General features: G+C 67.8%; 21 protein-coding genes. 19 read left to right on the top strand and 2 right to left on the bottom strand.

The genetic code is table 11. From position 1 onward, the window contains the following. Positions 1-65: 65 nt before the first annotated feature. From tsaD to truA, 9 genes are all read left to right on the top strand, one after another. Complete coding sequence (gene tsaD / locus RAH32_RS11830) at positions 66-1,136, top strand: tRNA (adenosine(37)-N6)-threonylcarbamoyltransferase complex transferase subunit TsaD (protein WP_306608138.1); 1,071 nt, start codon at positions 66-68, stop codon at positions 1,134-1,136. Continuing rightward, entirely contained in the window at positions 1,133-2,074 is a 942-nt protein-coding gene (locus RAH32_RS11825; RefSeq protein WP_306608137.1) for an NAD(P)H-dependent glycerol-3-phosphate dehydrogenase, read from the top strand. The genes tsaD and RAH32_RS11825 overlap by 4 nt, the downstream gene beginning before the upstream one ends. Beyond that, positions 2,071-2,346: a YciI family protein gene (locus tag RAH32_RS11820; RefSeq protein WP_306608136.1), complete on the top strand. Its 276-nt coding sequence runs from the start codon at positions 2,071-2,073 to the stop codon at positions 2,344-2,346. The genes RAH32_RS11825 and RAH32_RS11820 overlap by 4 nt, the downstream gene beginning before the upstream one ends. Continuing rightward, a complete protein-coding gene (locus RAH32_RS11815; protein ID WP_306608135.1) occupies positions 2,346-2,759 on the top strand; it encodes an EVE domain-containing protein in 414 nt (137 codons plus the stop codon). Before RAH32_RS11820 ends, RAH32_RS11815 begins: the two co-directional genes overlap by 1 nt. Positions 2,760-2,884: 125 nt before the next feature. Continuing rightward, on the top strand, positions 2,885-3,136 hold the full coding sequence (locus RAH32_RS11810; protein WP_306608134.1) for a DUF4170 domain-containing protein: 252 nt from the start codon (positions 2,885-2,887) through the stop codon (positions 3,134-3,136). A gap of 23 nt (positions 3,137-3,159) precedes the next feature. After that, positions 3,160-4,317 (top strand): glycosyltransferase N-terminal domain-containing protein, encoded by a 1,158-nt coding sequence (locus RAH32_RS11805; protein WP_306608133.1) that lies wholly within the window; start codon positions 3,160-3,162, stop codon positions 4,315-4,317. Further along, the gene (lpxK, locus tag RAH32_RS11800; RefSeq protein WP_306608132.1) at positions 4,314-5,300 is read left to right on the top strand and encodes a tetraacyldisaccharide 4'-kinase; all 987 of its coding nucleotides are present in this window, start codon (positions 4,314-4,316) and stop codon (positions 5,298-5,300) included. The genes RAH32_RS11805 and lpxK overlap by 4 nt, the downstream gene beginning before the upstream one ends. A gap of 156 nt (positions 5,301-5,456) precedes the next feature. After that, a complete protein-coding gene (locus RAH32_RS11795) occupies positions 5,457-6,419 on the top strand; it encodes a 5-bromo-4-chloroindolyl phosphate hydrolysis family protein (protein ID WP_306608131.1) in 963 nt (320 codons plus the stop codon). A gap of 7 nt (positions 6,420-6,426) precedes the next feature. Then, positions 6,427-7,203, top strand: a complete 777-nt coding sequence (gene truA, locus RAH32_RS11790; RefSeq protein WP_306608130.1) for a tRNA pseudouridine(38-40) synthase TruA — start codon at positions 6,427-6,429, stop codon at positions 7,201-7,203. 5 nt (positions 7,204-7,208) lie between these two features. Here the strand turns inward: truA and RAH32_RS11785 are convergent, their stop codons facing one another. Next, positions 7,209-8,141 carry an NAD-dependent epimerase/dehydratase family protein gene (locus tag RAH32_RS11785; RefSeq protein ID WP_306608129.1) on the bottom strand — a complete coding sequence of 311 codons (933 nt, stop codon included), beginning with the start codon at positions 8,139-8,141 and terminating at the stop codon, positions 7,209-7,211. Between the two features lie 79 nt (positions 8,142-8,220). After that, complete coding sequence (locus RAH32_RS11780; RefSeq protein WP_306608128.1) at positions 8,221-8,964, bottom strand: sugar transferase; 744 nt, start codon at positions 8,962-8,964, stop codon at positions 8,221-8,223. A gap of 150 nt (positions 8,965-9,114) precedes the next feature. Here RAH32_RS11780 and RAH32_RS11775 point away from each other — a divergent pair, with 150 nt between their 5' ends. The 10 genes from RAH32_RS11775 (at position 9,115) to RAH32_RS11730 (ending at position 17,360) form a co-directional block, all read left to right on the top strand. Beyond that, entirely contained in the window at positions 9,115-9,570 is a 456-nt protein-coding gene (locus tag RAH32_RS11775) for a universal stress protein (protein WP_306608207.1), read from the top strand. Between the two features lie 63 nt (positions 9,571-9,633). Further along, the gene (locus RAH32_RS11770) at positions 9,634-10,191 is read left to right on the top strand and encodes a NifU family protein (protein WP_306608127.1); all 558 of its coding nucleotides are present in this window, start codon (positions 9,634-9,636) and stop codon (positions 10,189-10,191) included. After that, a complete protein-coding gene (gene tsaB, locus RAH32_RS11765; RefSeq protein ID WP_306608126.1) occupies positions 10,184-10,771 on the top strand; it encodes a tRNA (adenosine(37)-N6)-threonylcarbamoyltransferase complex dimerization subunit type 1 TsaB in 588 nt (195 codons plus the stop codon). Before RAH32_RS11770 ends, tsaB begins: the two co-directional genes overlap by 8 nt. Beyond that, positions 10,768-11,187 (top strand): ribosomal protein S18-alanine N-acetyltransferase, encoded by a 420-nt coding sequence (gene rimI / locus RAH32_RS11760; protein WP_306608125.1) that lies wholly within the window; start codon positions 10,768-10,770, stop codon positions 11,185-11,187. Before tsaB ends, rimI begins: the two co-directional genes overlap by 4 nt. Before the next feature lie 81 nt (positions 11,188-11,268). Then, positions 11,269-12,252 carry a BMP family lipoprotein gene (locus RAH32_RS11755; protein ID WP_306608124.1) on the top strand — a complete coding sequence of 328 codons (984 nt, stop codon included), beginning with the start codon at positions 11,269-11,271 and terminating at the stop codon, positions 12,250-12,252. A 10-nt stretch (positions 12,253-12,262) separates the two neighbouring features. Then, positions 12,263-13,861, top strand: a complete 1,599-nt coding sequence (locus tag RAH32_RS11750) for an ABC transporter ATP-binding protein (RefSeq protein WP_306608123.1) — start codon at positions 12,263-12,265, stop codon at positions 13,859-13,861. An 84-nt stretch (positions 13,862-13,945) separates the two neighbouring features. Further along, positions 13,946-14,425 carry a hypothetical protein gene (locus RAH32_RS11745; RefSeq protein WP_306608122.1) on the top strand — a complete coding sequence of 160 codons (480 nt, stop codon included), beginning with the start codon at positions 13,946-13,948 and terminating at the stop codon, positions 14,423-14,425. A gap of 4 nt (positions 14,426-14,429) precedes the next feature. Continuing rightward, positions 14,430-15,524 (top strand): ABC transporter permease, encoded by a 1,095-nt coding sequence (locus RAH32_RS11740; protein WP_306608121.1) that lies wholly within the window; start codon positions 14,430-14,432, stop codon positions 15,522-15,524. Further along, a complete protein-coding gene (locus tag RAH32_RS11735; RefSeq protein WP_306608206.1) occupies positions 15,524-16,576 on the top strand; it encodes an ABC transporter permease in 1,053 nt (350 codons plus the stop codon). Before RAH32_RS11740 ends, RAH32_RS11735 begins: the two co-directional genes overlap by 1 nt. After that, a complete protein-coding gene (locus RAH32_RS11730; protein ID WP_306608120.1) occupies positions 16,560-17,360 on the top strand; it encodes a purine-nucleoside phosphorylase in 801 nt (266 codons plus the stop codon). Before RAH32_RS11735 ends, RAH32_RS11730 begins: the two co-directional genes overlap by 17 nt. Positions 17,361-17,366 lie beyond the last annotated feature (6 nt).

Raw genomic sequence — 17,366 nt, 5'->3', positions numbered from 1 at the left:
TGGCAAACCCCATGACCGATGCTAGGGCCTAACGCCTAAGCGCCATTCCCCCGCCCGGCAAGAGCATGGACGACCACCAGATTTTCCTTGGCATCGAGAGCAGTTGCGACGACACCGCCGCCGCCCTGGTGACGGGCGGCCGTCGGATCCTGTCCTCGGTGGTTCACGGCCAGACCGCGCTGCATGCCGATTTCGGCGGCGTGGTGCCGGAAATCGCCGCGCGCGCGCATGCGGAACGGCTGGATCTGGCGGTGGAACAGGCGCTCTCGCAAGCAGGGGTCGCGCTGTCCGACGTCACGGCGGTGGCGGTCACGGCGGGGCCGGGGCTGATCGGCGGCGTGATGGCGGGCGTGATGTGCGCCAAGGGCATCGCCGCGGGCGCAGGCCTGCCGCTGATCGGCGTAAATCATCTGGCGGGCCACGCGCTGACCCCGCGCCTGACCGACGGGATCGGCTTTCCCTATCTGATGCTGCTGGTTTCGGGCGGGCATTGCCAGTTCCTGCGCGTGGACGGCGCGCAGGATTTCACCCGCATTGGCGGCACCATCGACGACGCCCCGGGCGAGGCTTTCGACAAGCTGGCCAAGCTGCTGGCCCTGCCCCAGCCAGGCGGTCCTTCGGTCGAGGCCGAGGCCGCGACCGGCGATCCCGACCGCTTCGCCCTGCCCCGTCCGCTGCTGGACCGGCCGGGCTGCGACATGTCGTTCTCGGGCCTGAAGACCGCCGCGCTGCGTCTGCGCGACCAGTTGATTGCGGAACAGGGCGGCTTGCGGCAGGGGGATCGCGCCGACCTCTGCGCCGCCTTCCAACAAGCCGTGGCCGAGGTTCTGGCCGAAAAATCCCGCCGCGCCCTGGCCGCCAGCCCTGTCCCCATCCTGGCCGTCGCGGGCGGCGTGGCGGCCAACCGCACCATCCGCGCGGCGCTTCAGCAGGTCGCGCAGGATGCGGGCGCCCGCTTCCTGGCCCCGCCCTTGGCGCTTTGCACCGACAATGGCGCGATGATCGCATGGGCCGGGGCCGAACGCTTTGCCCTGGGGCAGCGCGACGGCATGGACCTGGCCGCCCGCCCCCGCTGGCCGCTGGACGGCAGCGCCGCGCCGATGCTGGGCGGCGGCAAGAAGGGGGCCAAGGCATGAGCATCGCGATCCTGGGCGCGGGCGCCTTTGGAACGGCACTGGCGGTGGCGCTGTCGGCGAACGGCCCGGTGACGCTCTGGGCGCGGGACACAAGCTGGGGCCGCGACAATCCCCGCCTGCCCGGCGTGGTGCTGCCCGGCGCCGTGCGCATCACCGACGACCTGCACGCGGCCACGAAGGCCGACACGCTGCTGCTGGCCCTGCCCGCGCAGGCGCTTGGCGGGTTTCTGGCCGACCGCGCGGCGCTTCTGGACGGCAAGAACCTGGTCAGCACCGCCAAGGGCATAGATCTGTCCCGGCTGACAGGACCATCCGTTCTGCTGGCCGATGCCTGCCCTTCGGCGACAGTCGCCGTCCTGACCGGCCCGTCATTCGCCGCCGATATCGCGCGCGGCCTGCCCACCGCCCTGACCCTGGCCTGCGCGGATCCCGTGGCGGGCAAGGCCTTGCAACATGACCTGTCCACGCCTGTCCTGCGGCTTTACCGAACCACCGACGTGATCGGCGCGGAACTGGGCGGCGCGCTGAAGAACGTCATCGCCATCGCGGCGGGCGTGGTCATCGGCGCGGGCCTGGGCGACAGCGCGCGCGCCGCCATCATCACCCGCGGCTTCGCCGAGATGACCCGCCTTTCCGCCCGGCTGGGCGCCCGCCCGGAAACGCTGACCGGGCTGTCGGGGCTGGGCGATTTGACGCTGACCTGCACCTCGGCGCAGTCGCGCAACTTCCGCTTTGGCCAGGCGCTTGGTGCCCATCAACCCTTCGACGCCGACACCACCGTGGAAGGCGCGGCCACCGCCCGCGCCGTCGCCGCCCTGTCGCAGCGGATCGGCTGCGACATGCCCATCGCCGCCATGGTCGCGGCCCTTGCCGAAGGCAGGGTTTCCATCGAAAACGCGGCCGAGATGCTGATGACCCGCCCCCTGAAGGAGGAATGATGCCCCTGTTCGCCGTGATCTGCCGGGACAAGCCCGGCGCCCTGCAAACCCGTCTCGACACGCGCGAGGCGCATCTGGGCTTCATCCGCGACAGCGGGATCGTCCGCATGGCCGGCCCGCTGATCCAGGACGGCGAGATGCGCGGATCGCTGCTGATCCTGGAAGCCGACGACCTGGCCGCCGCGCAGGACTGGGCCGCGAACGACCCCTACAAGTCGGCCGGGCTGTTTGACAGCGTGGAAGTCATCGAATGGAAGAAGGTGATCGGCTGATGGCCTATTGGCTGTTCAAATCCGAACCCGACGTCTTCAGCTGGGACGACCTGGTCGCCAAGGGCGACGCGGGCGAGGAATGGGACGGGGTGCGCAACTATCAGGCCCGCAACTTCATGCGCGCCATGAAGGTGGGCGATCTGGGCCTGTTCTATCATTCCAACATCGGCAAGGAAGCCGTGGGCATCGTCCAGGTCATCGCCGAGGCCCATCCCGACAGCACGGCCGATGATCCGAAATGGGAATGCGTGGACATCAAGGCCCTAAAGCCCCTGCCCCGGCCTCTCTCGCTGGATCAGGCCAAGCAGGAACCGGCGCTGAGGGACATGGTGCTGGTCAACAATTCGCGCCTTTCGGTGCAGCCCGTGACCGAGGCCGAATGGGCCGCGATCCTGAAGCTGGCGGGACTGTGACGGGTCCTTCATTCTGGCAGAAATATCCCACGGGGGACCGGGGGTGTGAAACCCCCGGCCTTCCGCTTCATCTTGGCGCGCCGCCGGTCTAAGGTCCGCGCCGAAACAACCAGGGGAAACCACTCATGAGCCAACGCCTGCACCTTGTCTTCGGCGGCGAATTGATCGACCCGCAGGGCACCCAATTCCGAAACACCGACGACATCCACATCGTCGGCATCTTCCCGAACTACCAGTCCGCCTATGACGCCTGGAAGGCCGAGGCGCAGCGGACGGTGGACAGCGCCCACACCCGCTACTTCATCGCGCACCTGCACCGCCTGCGGGACGAGGAAGCGGCCGCCAGTTCGACCGAGGAACTGGAAGTCAGGGACTGATCGGGCCGAACGGGCGCAGGCGCATGATCAGGGGAACCGGCATCGGCCAGCTTGGCCTTTGGTGGCAGCGCCGCCGGGTCGCGCAAGCCGATACCCCCCTGCCCGACATCCCACCGGGCGCAGGCCCCCTGCTTCTGGTCCAGGTCGCGCCTGAAGCCCGTGCGGCCTTTGGCCAGGTCCAGCGGCGCCTGATGCGCGGCAGGCCGGATCTGCGCATCCTGGACGCGGGCGATCCCGCGCCCGCCGCGGCCGAGACGCTGATGCAGGCCGGTACCGCCGCCCTGCTGCTGCTGGGATCGGACCTGCCCGCCGCGCTGATCCAGGCGGCGGCCCGCCGCGACCTGCCCATCTTCCTGGCCGAAGGACGCTTTGCGTCCGACGACCTCGGCTGGGCGCTGCGGGCCAGTGCGCGCCGCGCCCTGCTGCGCCAGATGCGCGCGGTCCTCGTGACCGATCCGGCCAGCCATTCGGTCGTCCTGCGCATGGGCGTCGACCGCAGGCGCGCGACAATGACCGGGCCGGTTGCCGAGATCCGCGACCCGCTGCCCTGTTCCGAAGCCGAGCGCAGCACCCTGGCCCAGCTTCTGCGCGGCCGCCATGCCTGGCTTGCCGCATCCGTCCCCCCGTCCGAGGAACACGCCGTGCTGGCCGCCCATCACGCGGCCCTGGCGCAATCCCACCGCGCCTTGCTGTTCCTGGCCCCCCGCGACCCCGATCGGATCGATCCCCTGGCCGACGAGATCGAGGCCAGCGGCCTTGTCGTCGCGCGCCGGTCGCTGGACGAGGATCCGACCGACGATGTCCAGGTCATGCTGACCGACGGCCCAACCGAAATGGGGCTGTGGTATCGCCTGGCGCCCGTCACCTATCTGGGCGGCACCCTGTCGGGCGATGACGCGGCCGCGCGCCACCCCTTCGAGCCCGCCGCCCTGGGATCGGCCATCGTTCACGGCCCCCATACGGAACGCCATGCGACCGAATGGCAGCAGCTTGGCGGCGCGGGCGCGGCGCGGCAGGTCAACTCGGCCGAGGATCTGGCCGCCGCCATCGCCGAACTGTCCCAGCCGGATCTGATCGCCACGCTGGCCAGCAACGCCTGGACGGTCAGCACCGGCGGGGCGGATGTCACCATGCGGATCTGCGCGCCCGTCCTGGACGCCATCGGAAAGGCCGAGCCATGAGACGCGCCCCTGCCTTCTGGTATCAAGACCCGCCTGCTTTCACCGCGCGCCTGCTGTCGCCGCTGGGCGCGGCCTATGCGCGCGCCACCGCCCGGCGGCTGGCTGGTGGGGCGCGCGCGCGGGTGGGCGTGCCGGTGATCTGCGTGGGCAACCTGAACGCGGGCGGCACCGGCAAGACCCCCACCGTCGTCCATCTGCAACAGGCGCTGCAGGCGCGCAGCATCGCCGCCCATGTTGTGTCGCGTGGCTATGGCGGCAGCGCGGAAGGCCCCCTGCGGGTGATCGAAGCCCGCCACGAGGCCGCGCTGACGGGGGACGAGCCGCTGCTGATGGCGGCGTTCGGGCCGGTCTGGGTGGCCAAGGACCGTCTGGCGGGCGCACGGGCGGCCGTTGCAGACGGCGCGCAGGCGATCATCCTGGACGACGGCTTCCAGGATCCGGCCTTGGCCCATGACCTGTCGCTGGTGGTCGTCGATGCCGCCAAGGGCTTCGGAAACGGTCTGTGCATTCCCGCCGGACCGCTGCGCGAACCCGTCGCCGCCGGTCTTGCGCGCGCCGACCTGCTGCTGTCCATTGGCCCGCCGGATGCGCAGGCGCGCTTTGCCGCGCCCCCGAACGCCCCGCCGCATCTGCGCGGGCATCTGGCGCCCCTGCAAATGGGCATGGACTGGCAAGGCCATCGCGTCCTGGCCTTTGCGGGCATCGGGCACCCCGAAAAGTTCTTCGCCACCCTGGCGACCCTGGGCGCCGACCTGGTCCGGGCCGAGGCGCTGGAGGATCACCAGCCCTTCACCCCCGCCCTGCTGACCCGGCTGGAAACCGAATCGCGGCTGCTGGGCGCGCAGCTTGTCACCACCGAAAAGGACGCGGCCCGCCTGCCCCGGTCCTTCCGGCCAAGGGTGATGACCCTGCCGGTGCGGCTGGCCATCGAGGATCCGGCGCCCCTGGACCAGGCGCTTAACCGGCTGTTTCCGCGCCCCTGATCTTTGCAATCGGGCGCACAATCCCGATATAGGGCGGGACGGGCCACCGCGGCCCCAGGGAAAGGACAGGCATGTCGCAGAAGGCCATTCAGCGGCTCAGCTTCTATCTGCTGGTTCTGGTGACGCTTTATGCGTCCTTCGGGGCGGGGTAAGGTCATGGCAAAACGCTTTGGCGGGCGCTATTCGCCCGGCCTTGGACCGCAGGACGGCAATCTCAACCCCGTGCCCGCGGCGCCGATCCGGCACCCGCTGGCCGGGCGCCCCAAATACGTCACCTTCGCGGCCCTGCCCTTTCTGTTCGGCGCCTTCTTCCAGGAACCGGCGGGCATGGCCGGCAGCCTTGCGGCCTTCGGCGTGATCGCCAGCGCCATGTGGATGACCGGCGAAGGCCTGGCCGCCGAGGCCGCCTATCAGGTGCGCCGCGTCGCCCGCCGCCCGGCCATCCCGCGCAAGCTGTTCGGCAGCGTCATGACCGGGCTGGGCCTGGGCCTGGGAATGGCCGAACCGGGCAGCCTGGCCGGGGCGGGCGTCGTCGGTGCCACCGGCATGGTGCTGCACTGGCTGGCCTTCGGCGCGGATCCCATGCGCGACAAGGGCATGTCCGGGACCGAGGGGTTCCAGGGCGAACGCGCCCAGAAGATGATCGAGGACGCCGAGGCGCATCTTGATCAGATGCGCGATGCGATCCGCCGCCTGGACGACCGCTGGCTGGAGGCGCGCGTGGATCGCTTTGCCGCGACGGTCGGCGACCTGTTCGACCGGGTGCGCAGCAATCCGGGCGATCTGTCCGCCGCCCGTCGCTATCTGGGCGTCTATCTGATGGGCGCCCGCGACGCGACGGTGAAGTTCGCCGACCTGTATCGCCAGACCCAGGATCCGGCGACACGGTTGTCCTATGAGACCTTTCTGGACGATCTGGAAAAGGATTTCAGCGCCAAGTCCCGACGATTGCTTGAAGGGGGGAAGACCGACCTGGAGATCGAGATCTCGGTCTTGCGCGAACGGTTGGCGCGCGAAGGCGTGCGGGCCAGCGAACCGGCGGCCCTTGATGCGCCGCGCACGGAAACCGCGCAGTTCCTTGACGGCCTGCTGACCCCCGATCGGGACAAGGCGCGCTGATCCTCCGATGCCGCGTTTTGCGTTGAAGATCGAATATGACGGGCGCCCCTTTGCCGGATGGCAGGCGCAGGCCGACCAGCCGTCAGTCCAGACGGCCATTGAAGGGGCCCTTGCCCGGCTGGACGCGGGTTTCGCGGCAGGTGCGCGGATCGCGGCTGCGGGGCGCACGGATGCGGGCGTCCATGCCACCGCGCAGGTCGCCCATGCCGATCTGGCGCGTGACTGGGATCCCTTCCGGCTGGCCGAGGCGCTGAATTTCCATCTGAAGCCCGCCCCCGTGGCGGTGCTTGCAGCCGCCCGCGTTCCCGACGATTTCCACGCCCGCTTTTCCGCCACCGAACGGCGCTATCTGTTCCGCCTGCAGGCCCGCCGCGCGCCTGCAACGCATGACCGGGGCCTGGTCTGGCAGGTGCTGCACCCGCTGTACGCTGATGCCATGCGGCAAGGGGCGGCGCATCTGGTGGGGCGGCATGATTTCACGACCTTCCGGTCCTCGATCTGCCAGTCGGCCAGCCCGGTGAAAACCCTGGACGAGATCCATATCAGCGAGGTCGAGATCCCCCACGGGCGCGAATACCGGTTTCACCTGCGGGCGCGGTCGTTCCTGCACAACCAGGTCCGCTCGATCGTCGGGACATTGGAACGGGTCGGCGCGGGTTCCTGGTCCCCGGACCGGGTGGCCGATGTCCTGGCCGCGTGCGACCGCGCGGCCTGTGGGCCGGTCTGCCCGCCGCATGGCCTTTACCTGTGCGGCGTCGGCTATCCGCAGGATCCGTTCGCCTGACCGGTTCAGTCCCGTCCCATTGCGCGGTGCAGATCGGACAACCCCTGGTCCACCGTGAAGGCAGGCAAGAACCCGAATGCGGACCGTGCAGCGTCTCCGGCGCCCCTCGATACGCGGATGTCGCCCTTGCGTGCCGGGACGTGCCTGATGGCCACCAACCCCTCAGCGCAGACGGCATCGATCCTGCGGGCCAGATCGATCACGCTTGTCGCCTTTCCGGTGCAGAGGTTGAAGCAATGCGCACCGGGTTGAGTGGTGATGAACGCAAAGGCATCCAGCAAACCGCTGACCACGTCATTGACATAGATGAAGTCGCGGACCTGCTGGCCGTCGCCATAGACCGTATGGGGGCGCCCCTCGCGCACATCGGAAAAGAACTTGGAAATGACGCCCGCATAGGGCGACCGGGGATCCTGCCGGTCGCCATAGACGTTGAACAGCCGCAAGCTGACCGAGGGCAGCCCCCGCGTTGCGAACAAGGCGCGCAGGTGAAGTTCGGCGGCCAGCTTGTCCGCTCCATATGGCGAAACAGGAAGGGCCGCATCCGTTTCCCGGCAGAACTCGTTCGGCGAATCCCCGTAAACGGCGGCGGTTGAGGTGAAGACGACAGGCAGGTTGCCATTCCGTTGCGCCGCCAGGAATACGGTCAGCGCACCATCCAGATTGATCCGATGCGCGCCCATCCAGTCGTCGATGCAGGCCTGCACTGAAACCTGTGCCGCCAGGTGGAAGATGCCGTCGGTTCCCGCCGCCAGCCGGTCCACCAGCGGTCCGTCGAGGATGGTGCCCTGCACCAGGCGCGCGCCCTTGTGAATGTTTCGACGCTGCCCCGATGAGAGGTCGTCAAGGATCACCACCTCATCGCCCCTTGCGATCAGACGGTCGACCAGATGGCTTCCGATGAAGCCGGCTCCCCCGGTAATAAGAAACTTGCCCACTGCGACTATCCCCCGCCTATCGCGTCTGCAGGACGGGAAAATATCCTTTTGTCGAAAATCCCGTAAGTTGCAGCAACTGTCAGCTGCCGCGATTGCCTCTGCGCGGCCGCGCGCCCTTGCCCAACACGACGACCAGGGTCTGCCACATGATCCAAAGATCAAGCGCCATGGTGCGATTCTTCTGATAAATCAGGTCGATCTTCAGCTTGGTCGGCAGACAGCGGCGGGCATAGGCGCGCTCGGTTTCCTCTGCGCTGCGGCAGCAGGACAGTATCTTGCCCTCGTGCTGGTGATAAATCAGGGTGGCGAGGCCGGTCACGCCAGGCCGGTTCTTAAGGACCTGGCTATAGACGGCGGGGAAACGATCGACATATTCGCGGATTGTGGGACGCGGGCCGACAAAGCTCATGTCGCCCTTGAGGATGTTGAACAGCTGCGGCATTTCGTCGATGCGGCTGCGGCGGAGGAAATGGCCCAACGGCGTGATCCGCCAGTTCTTGTGTGCGCCAGTCACACCCGAATCCTTGTCTTCCTGCAGCATTGTGCGGAACTTGAGATGCAGGAAAGTCTCGGTCGGAGTGCGCATCCGGGGGGCAGCATAGAAGATCGGCCTGCCCTGCACCACCAGCAGCAAGACGGCCACGACAGCCATGACCATGGACAGCGGGACCAGCAGGATCAGGGCAAGAACGATATCGAACAGGCGCTTACGACGAGGCAACGGCTTCACGTCGGCCAGATTGGCCTGCTGCATAAGCCAGGTCAGGCTGGTGGCCGGAAGATACGCTGCCTTGGTCTTGTCCCAGTCATGGTGGATCGTCACGATGCCTGCCCTGCAACAATTAACTCTTTTCTGCCCGGTAGCATAGGACGGCACATATGAAAACCGCCCCCCGCGGCAATCCGCCGAATGACTTGCGCGACCATGGCAAAGGGGTCACTGTCGGCCCGGAACGGCAATGCAAGGGCGATGATGCGGAAATTTCTTGTCATGCTGGACGACAGCCGGGAATGCCTGAACGCGATGCGCTTTGCCGCGATGCGGGCGTCCAATTCCGGCGGCGCGGTGACGGTGCTTGCGGTCGTCCCCCCCGACGAGATCCAGCATGGCTTCGGCGTGGCCGAGGTGATGCGCGCCGAAGCCTATGAACGGATCGAGGCGCATTTCGAGGTTTTCGCCAAGTGGATGAGAATGCGTCCTAAAGTCGAACCGGAACTGGTCATCCGCGAAGGCGACCCGGCCGAGCAACTGCTGGCCTATCTGCACGAGGACCCCGAGGTCGGCATCGTCGCCATGGGCCTGGGATCGGACCGGTCGGACCAGAACCCGGTGCTGACGCGGCTGCTGCGCGACGCCGCATCGCTGCCCTGCCCCATCACCATCGTGCCCGCCGACATCTCCAAGGAACGGCTGGAAGCGATCACCTGATGCCGCCCGCTTGACCCGCAGGCCCCGCATCGCCATATCCCGTCCAAAGGAGCCTTGGCCAAAATGTTCATCCAGACCGAAACCACACCGAACCCCGCGACGTTGAAGTTCCTTCCCGGCGACATCGTTCTGGAAACCGGCACCGCCGATTTTCCCGACGCGCAGTCCGGCACGAAATCCCCCCTGGCGCGACGCATCTTTGCCGTGGACGGCGTGACGGGCGTTTTCCTGGGCCGCGACTTCGTGACCGTGACCAAGGCCGACGACCAGCCCTGGGATCACCTCAAGCCGTCGATCCTGGGCGCGATCATGGAGCATTTCCAGTCCGGCGCCCCCGCCATCGAGGGTGTGGCGGAACAGTCGGGCCATGCCAGCCATGACGGCCCCGATACCGAGATCGTCACCCAGATCAAGGAACTGCTGGACACCCGCGTCCGTCCGGCGGTGGCGCAGGACGGCGGCGACATCACCTTCCACGGTTTCGACCGGGGCATCGTCTATCTGCACATGCAGGGCGCCTGCGCGGGCTGCCCCTCATCCACCCTGACGCTGAAGATGGGGATCGAGAACCTGCTGCGTCATTACATCCCCGAGGTGGTCGAGGTCCGGCCCGTTGCCTGACCCCATCGCCCTGGGCTTCGACACATCGGCCGCGCATTGCGCGGCCGCTTTGCTGCGGGGCGATGCCGTCCTGGCGGAAGCATCCGAAGACATGACCAAGGGGCAGGCGGAACGGCTTTTTCCGCTGCTGGACGGATTGCTGGCCGATGCTGGCCTGTCCTGGCAGGATCTGGCCGTGATCGGCGTGGGGATCGGACCGGGCAACTTCACCGGCATCCGCATCGCCGTCGCCGCGGCGCGCGGGCTGGCGCTGTCGCTGGGCATTCCGGCGGTCGGCGTCACGGCGACCGAGGCCGCCGCCTTCGGCTTGCCCCGCCCCTGCCGGGTGGTGCTGCCGCTGCGTGCGGGTCAGGTCGTGTGGCAGGATTTCGGCGGGCTGGAATCCCGCCCGCAGCAGGAACAGTCCGACATGCTGCCGCCCGGCCCCGCCCCGGCGATGCCCATGCTTCCGACCGCCGTGGCGATTGCCCGCATTGCCCTGCAACGCCACGCCGATCCCGGCCCGCGTCCTGCCCCGCTTTATCTGCGCCCCGCCGATGCCGCGCCCGCGCGCGAGGCAGCCCCGCTGATCCTGCCATGACCCCTGACGGGCTTGCTGCCCTGCACGCCCGCTGCTTCGTCCACCCTCGCCCATGGAGCGGCGCGGAGTTCGCCGATCTGCTGAACAGCCCCCATGCCTTCCTGCTGACCCGCCCCCAGGGCTTCCTGCTGGGGCGCACCGTCGCGGACGAAGCCGAGCTGCTGACGCTGGCCGTCGCCCCCGAGGCCCGCCGCCGGGGGATCGCCCGCGACCTGCTGGCGGAATTTGCCGCCACGTCACAAGAACGCGGCGCCACCCGCGCCTTTCTGGAGGTCGCCGCCGACAATGGCACCGCGCGGGCGCTCTATCGTGCGGCAGGCTGGGGGGAATCCGGGCGCAGGCGGCGTTACTATGGTCCCGATCTGGACGCGATCGTGATGACCCTTGCGTTGCCGCCTGTCCAACAAGGCGGTTGACCGACCGCAGTCGATGCGCCCTAATCGGGCCATCTCGCAGGCGGCTTGAATCGCCTGCAAACAACAGGATGAGGTTTCCTTATGTCCCTGACGAAATCGCTGCTTGCGGGCGTGGCGCTGACGGCCCTGACGGGTGCCGCCGCCTTGGCGGAACCGGCGCTGATCTTCGACCTTGGCGGCAAGTTCGACAAGTCCTTCAACGAAGCCGCCTTCAACGGCGCGCAACGCTGGGCCGAGGAAACCGGGGGCACCTACAAGGAACTGGAGATGCAGTCCGAGGCGCAGCGCGAACAGGCGCTTCGCCGCCTGGCCGAAACGGGCGCCAATCCCATCGTGATGACCGGCTTCGCCTTCGGCGACGTGCTGAACCAGGTGGCCCCGGACTACCCCGACACCGATTTCGCCATCATCGACATGGTCGTGGAACAGCCCAACGTCCAATCCATCGTCTTCACCGAGGAACAGGGCAGCTACCTGGCCGGGATCATGGCCGCGATGGCGTCCAAGTCGGGGACGGTCGGCTTCATCGGCGGCATGGACATCCCGCTGATCCACAAGTTCGAATGCGGGTTCGCCCAGGGCTTCAAGGCCGCCAGGCCCGACGGCACGGTGCTGATCAATTATACCGGCACGACGCCCGCCGCCTGGAACGACCCGGTCAAGGGAGGAGAGCTTGCCAAGGCCCAGATCAGCCAGGGCGCCGACGTGATCTATGCCGCGGCGGGCGGCACCGGCATCGGCGTCCTGCAAGCGGCCGCCGACGAGGGCATCCTGTCGGTCGGCGTGGACAGCAACCAGAACCACCTGCACCCAGGCAAGGTCCTGACCTCGATGGTCAAGCGCGTGGACAATGCGGTCTATGACGCCTTCAAGAACGGCGTGGAGCCGGGCGTCAAGGTCATGGACCTGGAGGCGGGCGGCGTCGACGTGGCCATCGACGACAACAACAAGCCGCTGGTCACCCCCGAGATGCAGGCGGCCGTGGACGAGGCCAAGGCCAAGATTGCCAGCGGAGAGATCACGGTCCACGATTACATGACCGACAACACCTGCCCGGTCCAGTAACGTGGCGGCCATGACGCAGACACAGGGGCGGCTGGAAACGGCCGCCCCTGCGGCCATCGAACTGCGCGGCATTTCCAAGGCCTTCGGTCCCGTGCAGGCCAACCGCGACATTCACCTGCGCGTCGAACGCGGCACGATCCACGGCATCATCGGCGAGAACGGCGCGGGTAAATCGACGCTGATGTCAATCCTCTATGGCTTCTACAAACCCGACGCGGGCGAAATCCTGGTGGGCGGGCGTCCCCTGACCATTACCGACAGCCAGACCGCGATCCGCGCCGGCATCGGCATGGTGTTCCAGCATTTCAAGCTGGTCCCGAACTTCACCGTCCTGGAAAACATCATCCTGGGGGCCGAGGAAGGCCGTCTGCTGCGCCCGTCCCTGTCCAAGGCGCGCGGCGTGTTGCGGCAACTGGCCCAGGAATACGAACTGAACGTCGATCCCGACGAGGTGGTGGAAAACCTCTCGGTCGGCCACCAGCAGCGGGTCGAGATCCTCAAGGCGCTGTATCGCCAGGCCGACATCCTGATCCTGGACGAACCGACTGGCGTTCTGACCCCGGCCGAGGCCGACCACCTGTTCCGCATCCTGGAAGGCCTGCGGGCCGAGGGCAAGACGATCATCCTGATCACCCACAAGCTGCGCGAGATCATGGAGATCACCGACACCGTATCCGTCATGCGGCGCGGCGAGATGGTGGCATCCGTCAAGACTGCGGAAACCAGTCCCGAGGAACTGGCCGAGTTGATGGTGGGGCGCAAGGTGCTGCTGAACGTCGAGAAGGCGCTCGCGCAGCCCGGCAAGCCCGTGCTGGAGATCCGCAACCTGCGCCTGGTCGATGCGGCGGGCGTCGAACGGCTGCGGGGCATCGATCTGGACATCCGCGCGGGCGAGATCCTGGGGATTGCCGGCGTGTCGGGCAACGGCCAGACGCAGCTTCTGGAAATCCTGGGCGGCTATCCCCCAAAGGGCAGCACCGTATCGGGCGAGGTGCGGGTGAACGGCGCGCCCCTGCCCTTGGGCGGCGCAGCCTGCAACGCGGCCGAACGCCGCCGTCAGGGATTGGGCCACATTCCCGAAGACCGGCAGGCCGAGGGGCTGATCATGGATTTCTCGGCCTGGGAAAACGTCGCCTTTGGCTATCACGACGCGCCGGAATACGGGCGCGGCCCGCTGATGGACCGCGTGGCCATCCGCCGCGACGCCGAAGGCAAGATCGCCCGCTTCGACGTCCGCCCGCCCAGTTGCGACCTGGCCGCGCGCAACTTTTCCGGCGGCAACCAGCAGAAGATCGTGGTGGCCCGAGAAATCGAACGCAATCCCGACCTGCTGCTGATAGGCCAGCCGACGCGCGGTGTGGACATCGGCGCGATCGAATTCATCCACAAGCGCATCGTGGAACTGCGCGACGCGGGCAAGGCGATCCTGCTGGTGTCCGTGGAACTGGACGAGATCATGTCGCTGTCGGACCGCATGGCCGTGATGTTCGACGGCCGCATCATGGGTGAACGCCTGCCGGGCGACACCACGACCGGCGATCTGGGCCTGCTGATGGCAGGCGTGGACGCCGCACCCCAGACCCAAGACAATCCTTCCCGAGAATCCTGAATGACGCCTGCCCGAATTGCCTGCCTTGTTTCCCTTGCCTTGGCTGCCGGATGCAGCAGCGGCGCGATGCCCCGGATGCCCAAGATGGACATCTGGCCCGATGGCGAAGCCCCTGACCGCCTGATCATGGCCGCCGAGGCCCGCGCCCAGACCCGCGCCCGCAATCCCGACGGCAGCTGGGCCGTGGCCGATCCTGTCCGGGAATCGGACTATGAAAACGACTTTGCGGCCAACTGCGTGACCGCCGCGCAGGGCACCGCCTGCGCCGACCACGCCCCGGTCGAGATGCCTGCCGAGGCCGCGACCGCGCCCCAGGTCACGGGCCGCGTGGCCATCGCCTTTGCGACGCTTGCCGACGGCAGCCGCTGCACCGGAGAGGCGCGCCAAGGCGCCACGCGGGCCGAGGAAAACCTGCTGGTCGTGCGCGGCTTTCCCGGCGCGGGCGGCGCGGTCCCCCGCGCCCGCAGCCTGGCACGCATGGCGGGCAATGGCGATCCGATCACCTGGGACCAGATCGCCGATCCACGCGCCTTCCTGGCGCTGTGCCAAGGCATGAAAGGCTGAGCCGATGGAAAAGATGCCGAAATGGGCCGATGTGTTGCTGACACCGCTGATCTCGCTGGTGCTGGCGATGGCGATTTCGGCGCTTGTGATCCTGGCCATCGGCGAAAGCCCGGCCGAGGCGCTGACCACGATGATCGACGGCGCGCTGGGGTCCAGCTATGGCTGGGGCTTCACGCTGTATTATGCCACGAACTTCATCTTCACCGGGCTTGCGGTGATGGTCGCCTATCACGCCAGCCTGTTCAACATCGGCGGCGAGGGCCAGGCGGCGATGGGCGGCCTGGGCGTGGCCCTGGTGCTGCTGTCCCTGCCCCTGCCGCATTGGGCGCTGGCCCTGCCCGCCGCCATGATCGGGGCCGCAGCGTTCGGCGCGGCCTGGGCGCTGATCCCCGCCTGGCTCCAGGCAAAGCGCGGCAGCCATATCGTGATCACCACGATCATGTTCAACTTCATCGCCGCCGCCGCGCTGAACTATATCCTGGTGAACCTGTTGCGCCCTGTGGGCAGCATGGACCCGGCCTCGGCCCGCTTTCCCGAATCCACGCACCTGCCCAAGCTGTCCGACATGGCCTTGGCCCTGGGTTTCGAATGGGGCGACAACACCCCCGTCAACATCAGCTTCTTCGTGGCCGTGATCGCCTGCATCCTGGTCTGGCTGCTGATCTGGCGCACCCGCCTGGGTTTCGAGATCCGCGCCTTCGGCAAGTCCGAGCCCGCCGCGCTTTACGCGGGCATCAGCCCCGTCCGCATCACCATCATCGCCATGCTGATCTCGGGCGGGCTTGCCGGGCTGATGGCCATCAACAACGTGATGGGAGAGGCTGAGCGCCTGGTCCTGAACGCGGTCGAAGGCGCGGGCTTCATCGGCATCGCAGTCGCGCTGATGGGCCGCAATCACCCGCTGGGCGTCTTCCTGGCCGCGTTGCTGTTCGGCTTCCTGTATCAGGGCGGTGGCGAACTGGCGCTGTGGACCTCGATCCCGCGCGAACTGATCATCGTGATCCAGGCGCTTGTCATCCTGTTCACGGGCGCCTTGGACAACATGGTGCGGGTGCCGCTGGAACGGATGTTCATGGCGATGCGGAAAAGGGGCGCATGATGGATCTGAACACCGTCCTGCAAATCCTGGACAGCGCGGTGCGTCTGATGACGCCGCTGCTGCTGGCCTGCCTGGCCGGGCTTTATTCCGAACGCGCGGGCGTCTTCGACATCGGGCTGGAAGGCAAGATGCTGATGGCGGCCTTTTCCGCCGCCACGGTGGCCGCGCTGACCGGCAATGTCTGGCTGGGCTTGCTGGCGGGCCTGCTGGGCGCGCTGATGCTGTCGGCGGTCCATGGCATCGCCTCGATCACCTTCCGGGGCAACCAGCTGATTTCCGGCGTGGCGATCAACTTCCTGGCCTCGGGGCTGACAGTGCTGCTGGGCCAGAAGATCTTCGGCCTGGGCGGGCGCACCCCCAGCCTGACGCCGGGGGCCGAACTTGAGGCGCAGGTCAACCCGTTCCGCACCTGGCTGTCGGGCGTGACCGGACCCGATGGCGCGGCGGCCCTGACGGCCACGCCGCGCTTTGGCGAAATCACCCTGCCGCTGGCCGAGACGCTGCGGGGCGTGCCGGTGATCGGCCCGCTTTATGCCGAGGTGATCTCGGGCCACACGATCCTGGTCTATGTGGCCTTCGGGATGGTGCCGCTGACCTGGTGGGTGCTGTATCGCACGCGCTTCGGGCTGCGGCTGCGGGCGGTCGGCGAAAACCCCGCCTCGGTCGATACGGCGGGCGTGTCCGTGACGCGGTTGCGCTTTGCCGCCGTGGCGATCGCCGGGCTGCTCTGCGGGCTGGCGGGGGCTTACCTTGCGACCGGGCTGTCGGCGGGCTTCGTCAAGGAAATGACCGCCGGGCGCGGCTTCATCGCGCTTGCCGCGCTGATCTTCGCCAAGTGGCGGCCCTGGGGGGCGCTTGGCGCGACCTTCCTGTTCGGGCTGCTGGAAGCCGTCGCCAACCGCTATCCGAACCTGGATCTGGGCATCGTCACCGTGCCGTCGATGTTCATGAACGCCCTGCCCTATATCCTGACCGTGATCATTCTGGCGGGCTTTGTCGGCCGCGCCATCCCCCCGCGCGCGGGAGGAGAACCCTATGTCAAAGAGCGTTGAGCTTGCCCGCATCATCCGCGCCCGCGCGGGCGATGCCGCCCCGGAATATGGGCTGATCCTGGGATCCGGCCTGGGGCACCTGTCGGGCACCGTAGATGGCGTGGCGATCCCCTATGACGACCTGCCGGGCTTTCCCCATGCGGGCGTGTCGGGCCATGTGCCGCAGCTGGTGATCGGCCAGCTGGAAGGCCGCCGCGTCGCCGTGTTCGGCGGGCGGTCGCATTACTACGAATCGGGCCGTGCCGATGCCATGCGCCTGCCGCTGGAGGTGCTGGCGGCCCTGGGCACCCGCAAACTGATCCTGACCAATGCCGCCGGATCGCTGCGCCCCGACATCCCGCCCGGCGACCTGATGATGCTGAACGACCACATCGCCTTCGCAGGAACCAACCCGCTGATCGGAGAGGTGACCGACGCCCGCTTCGTGCCCATGACCGACGCCCATGATAGCGCCATGCGTGCAGCCCTGTCCGCCGCCGCCGTTGCCGAGGGGATCGCCCTGCCCCAGGGCGTCTATTGCTGGTTCTCGGGCCCCAGCTTCGAAACCCCCGCCGAAATCCGCGCGGCCAAAATCCTTGGTGCCGACGCCGTCGGCATGTCCACGGTGCCGGAAATCATCCTGGCCCGCTTCCTGGGCATCCGCTGTGCGGCCATCTCGGTCGTCACCAACATGGGCGCGGGTCTGTCGGACGAATCGATCAGCCACGACCACACCAAGGCCATGGCCCCCCTGGGCGCCGCCAAGCTGGAACGCATCCTCCGCCGTTTCCTGCGCAACGCCTAAGCTTCT

Source organism: Paracoccus yibinensis (assembly GCF_030846195.1).
GTDB classification, from domain to species: Bacteria; Pseudomonadota; Alphaproteobacteria; order Rhodobacterales; family Rhodobacteraceae; genus Paracoccus; species Paracoccus yibinensis.
The sequence above is the reverse complement of the archived record's forward strand: the minus strand, read 5'-3'. Positions and strand labels throughout refer to the sequence as shown.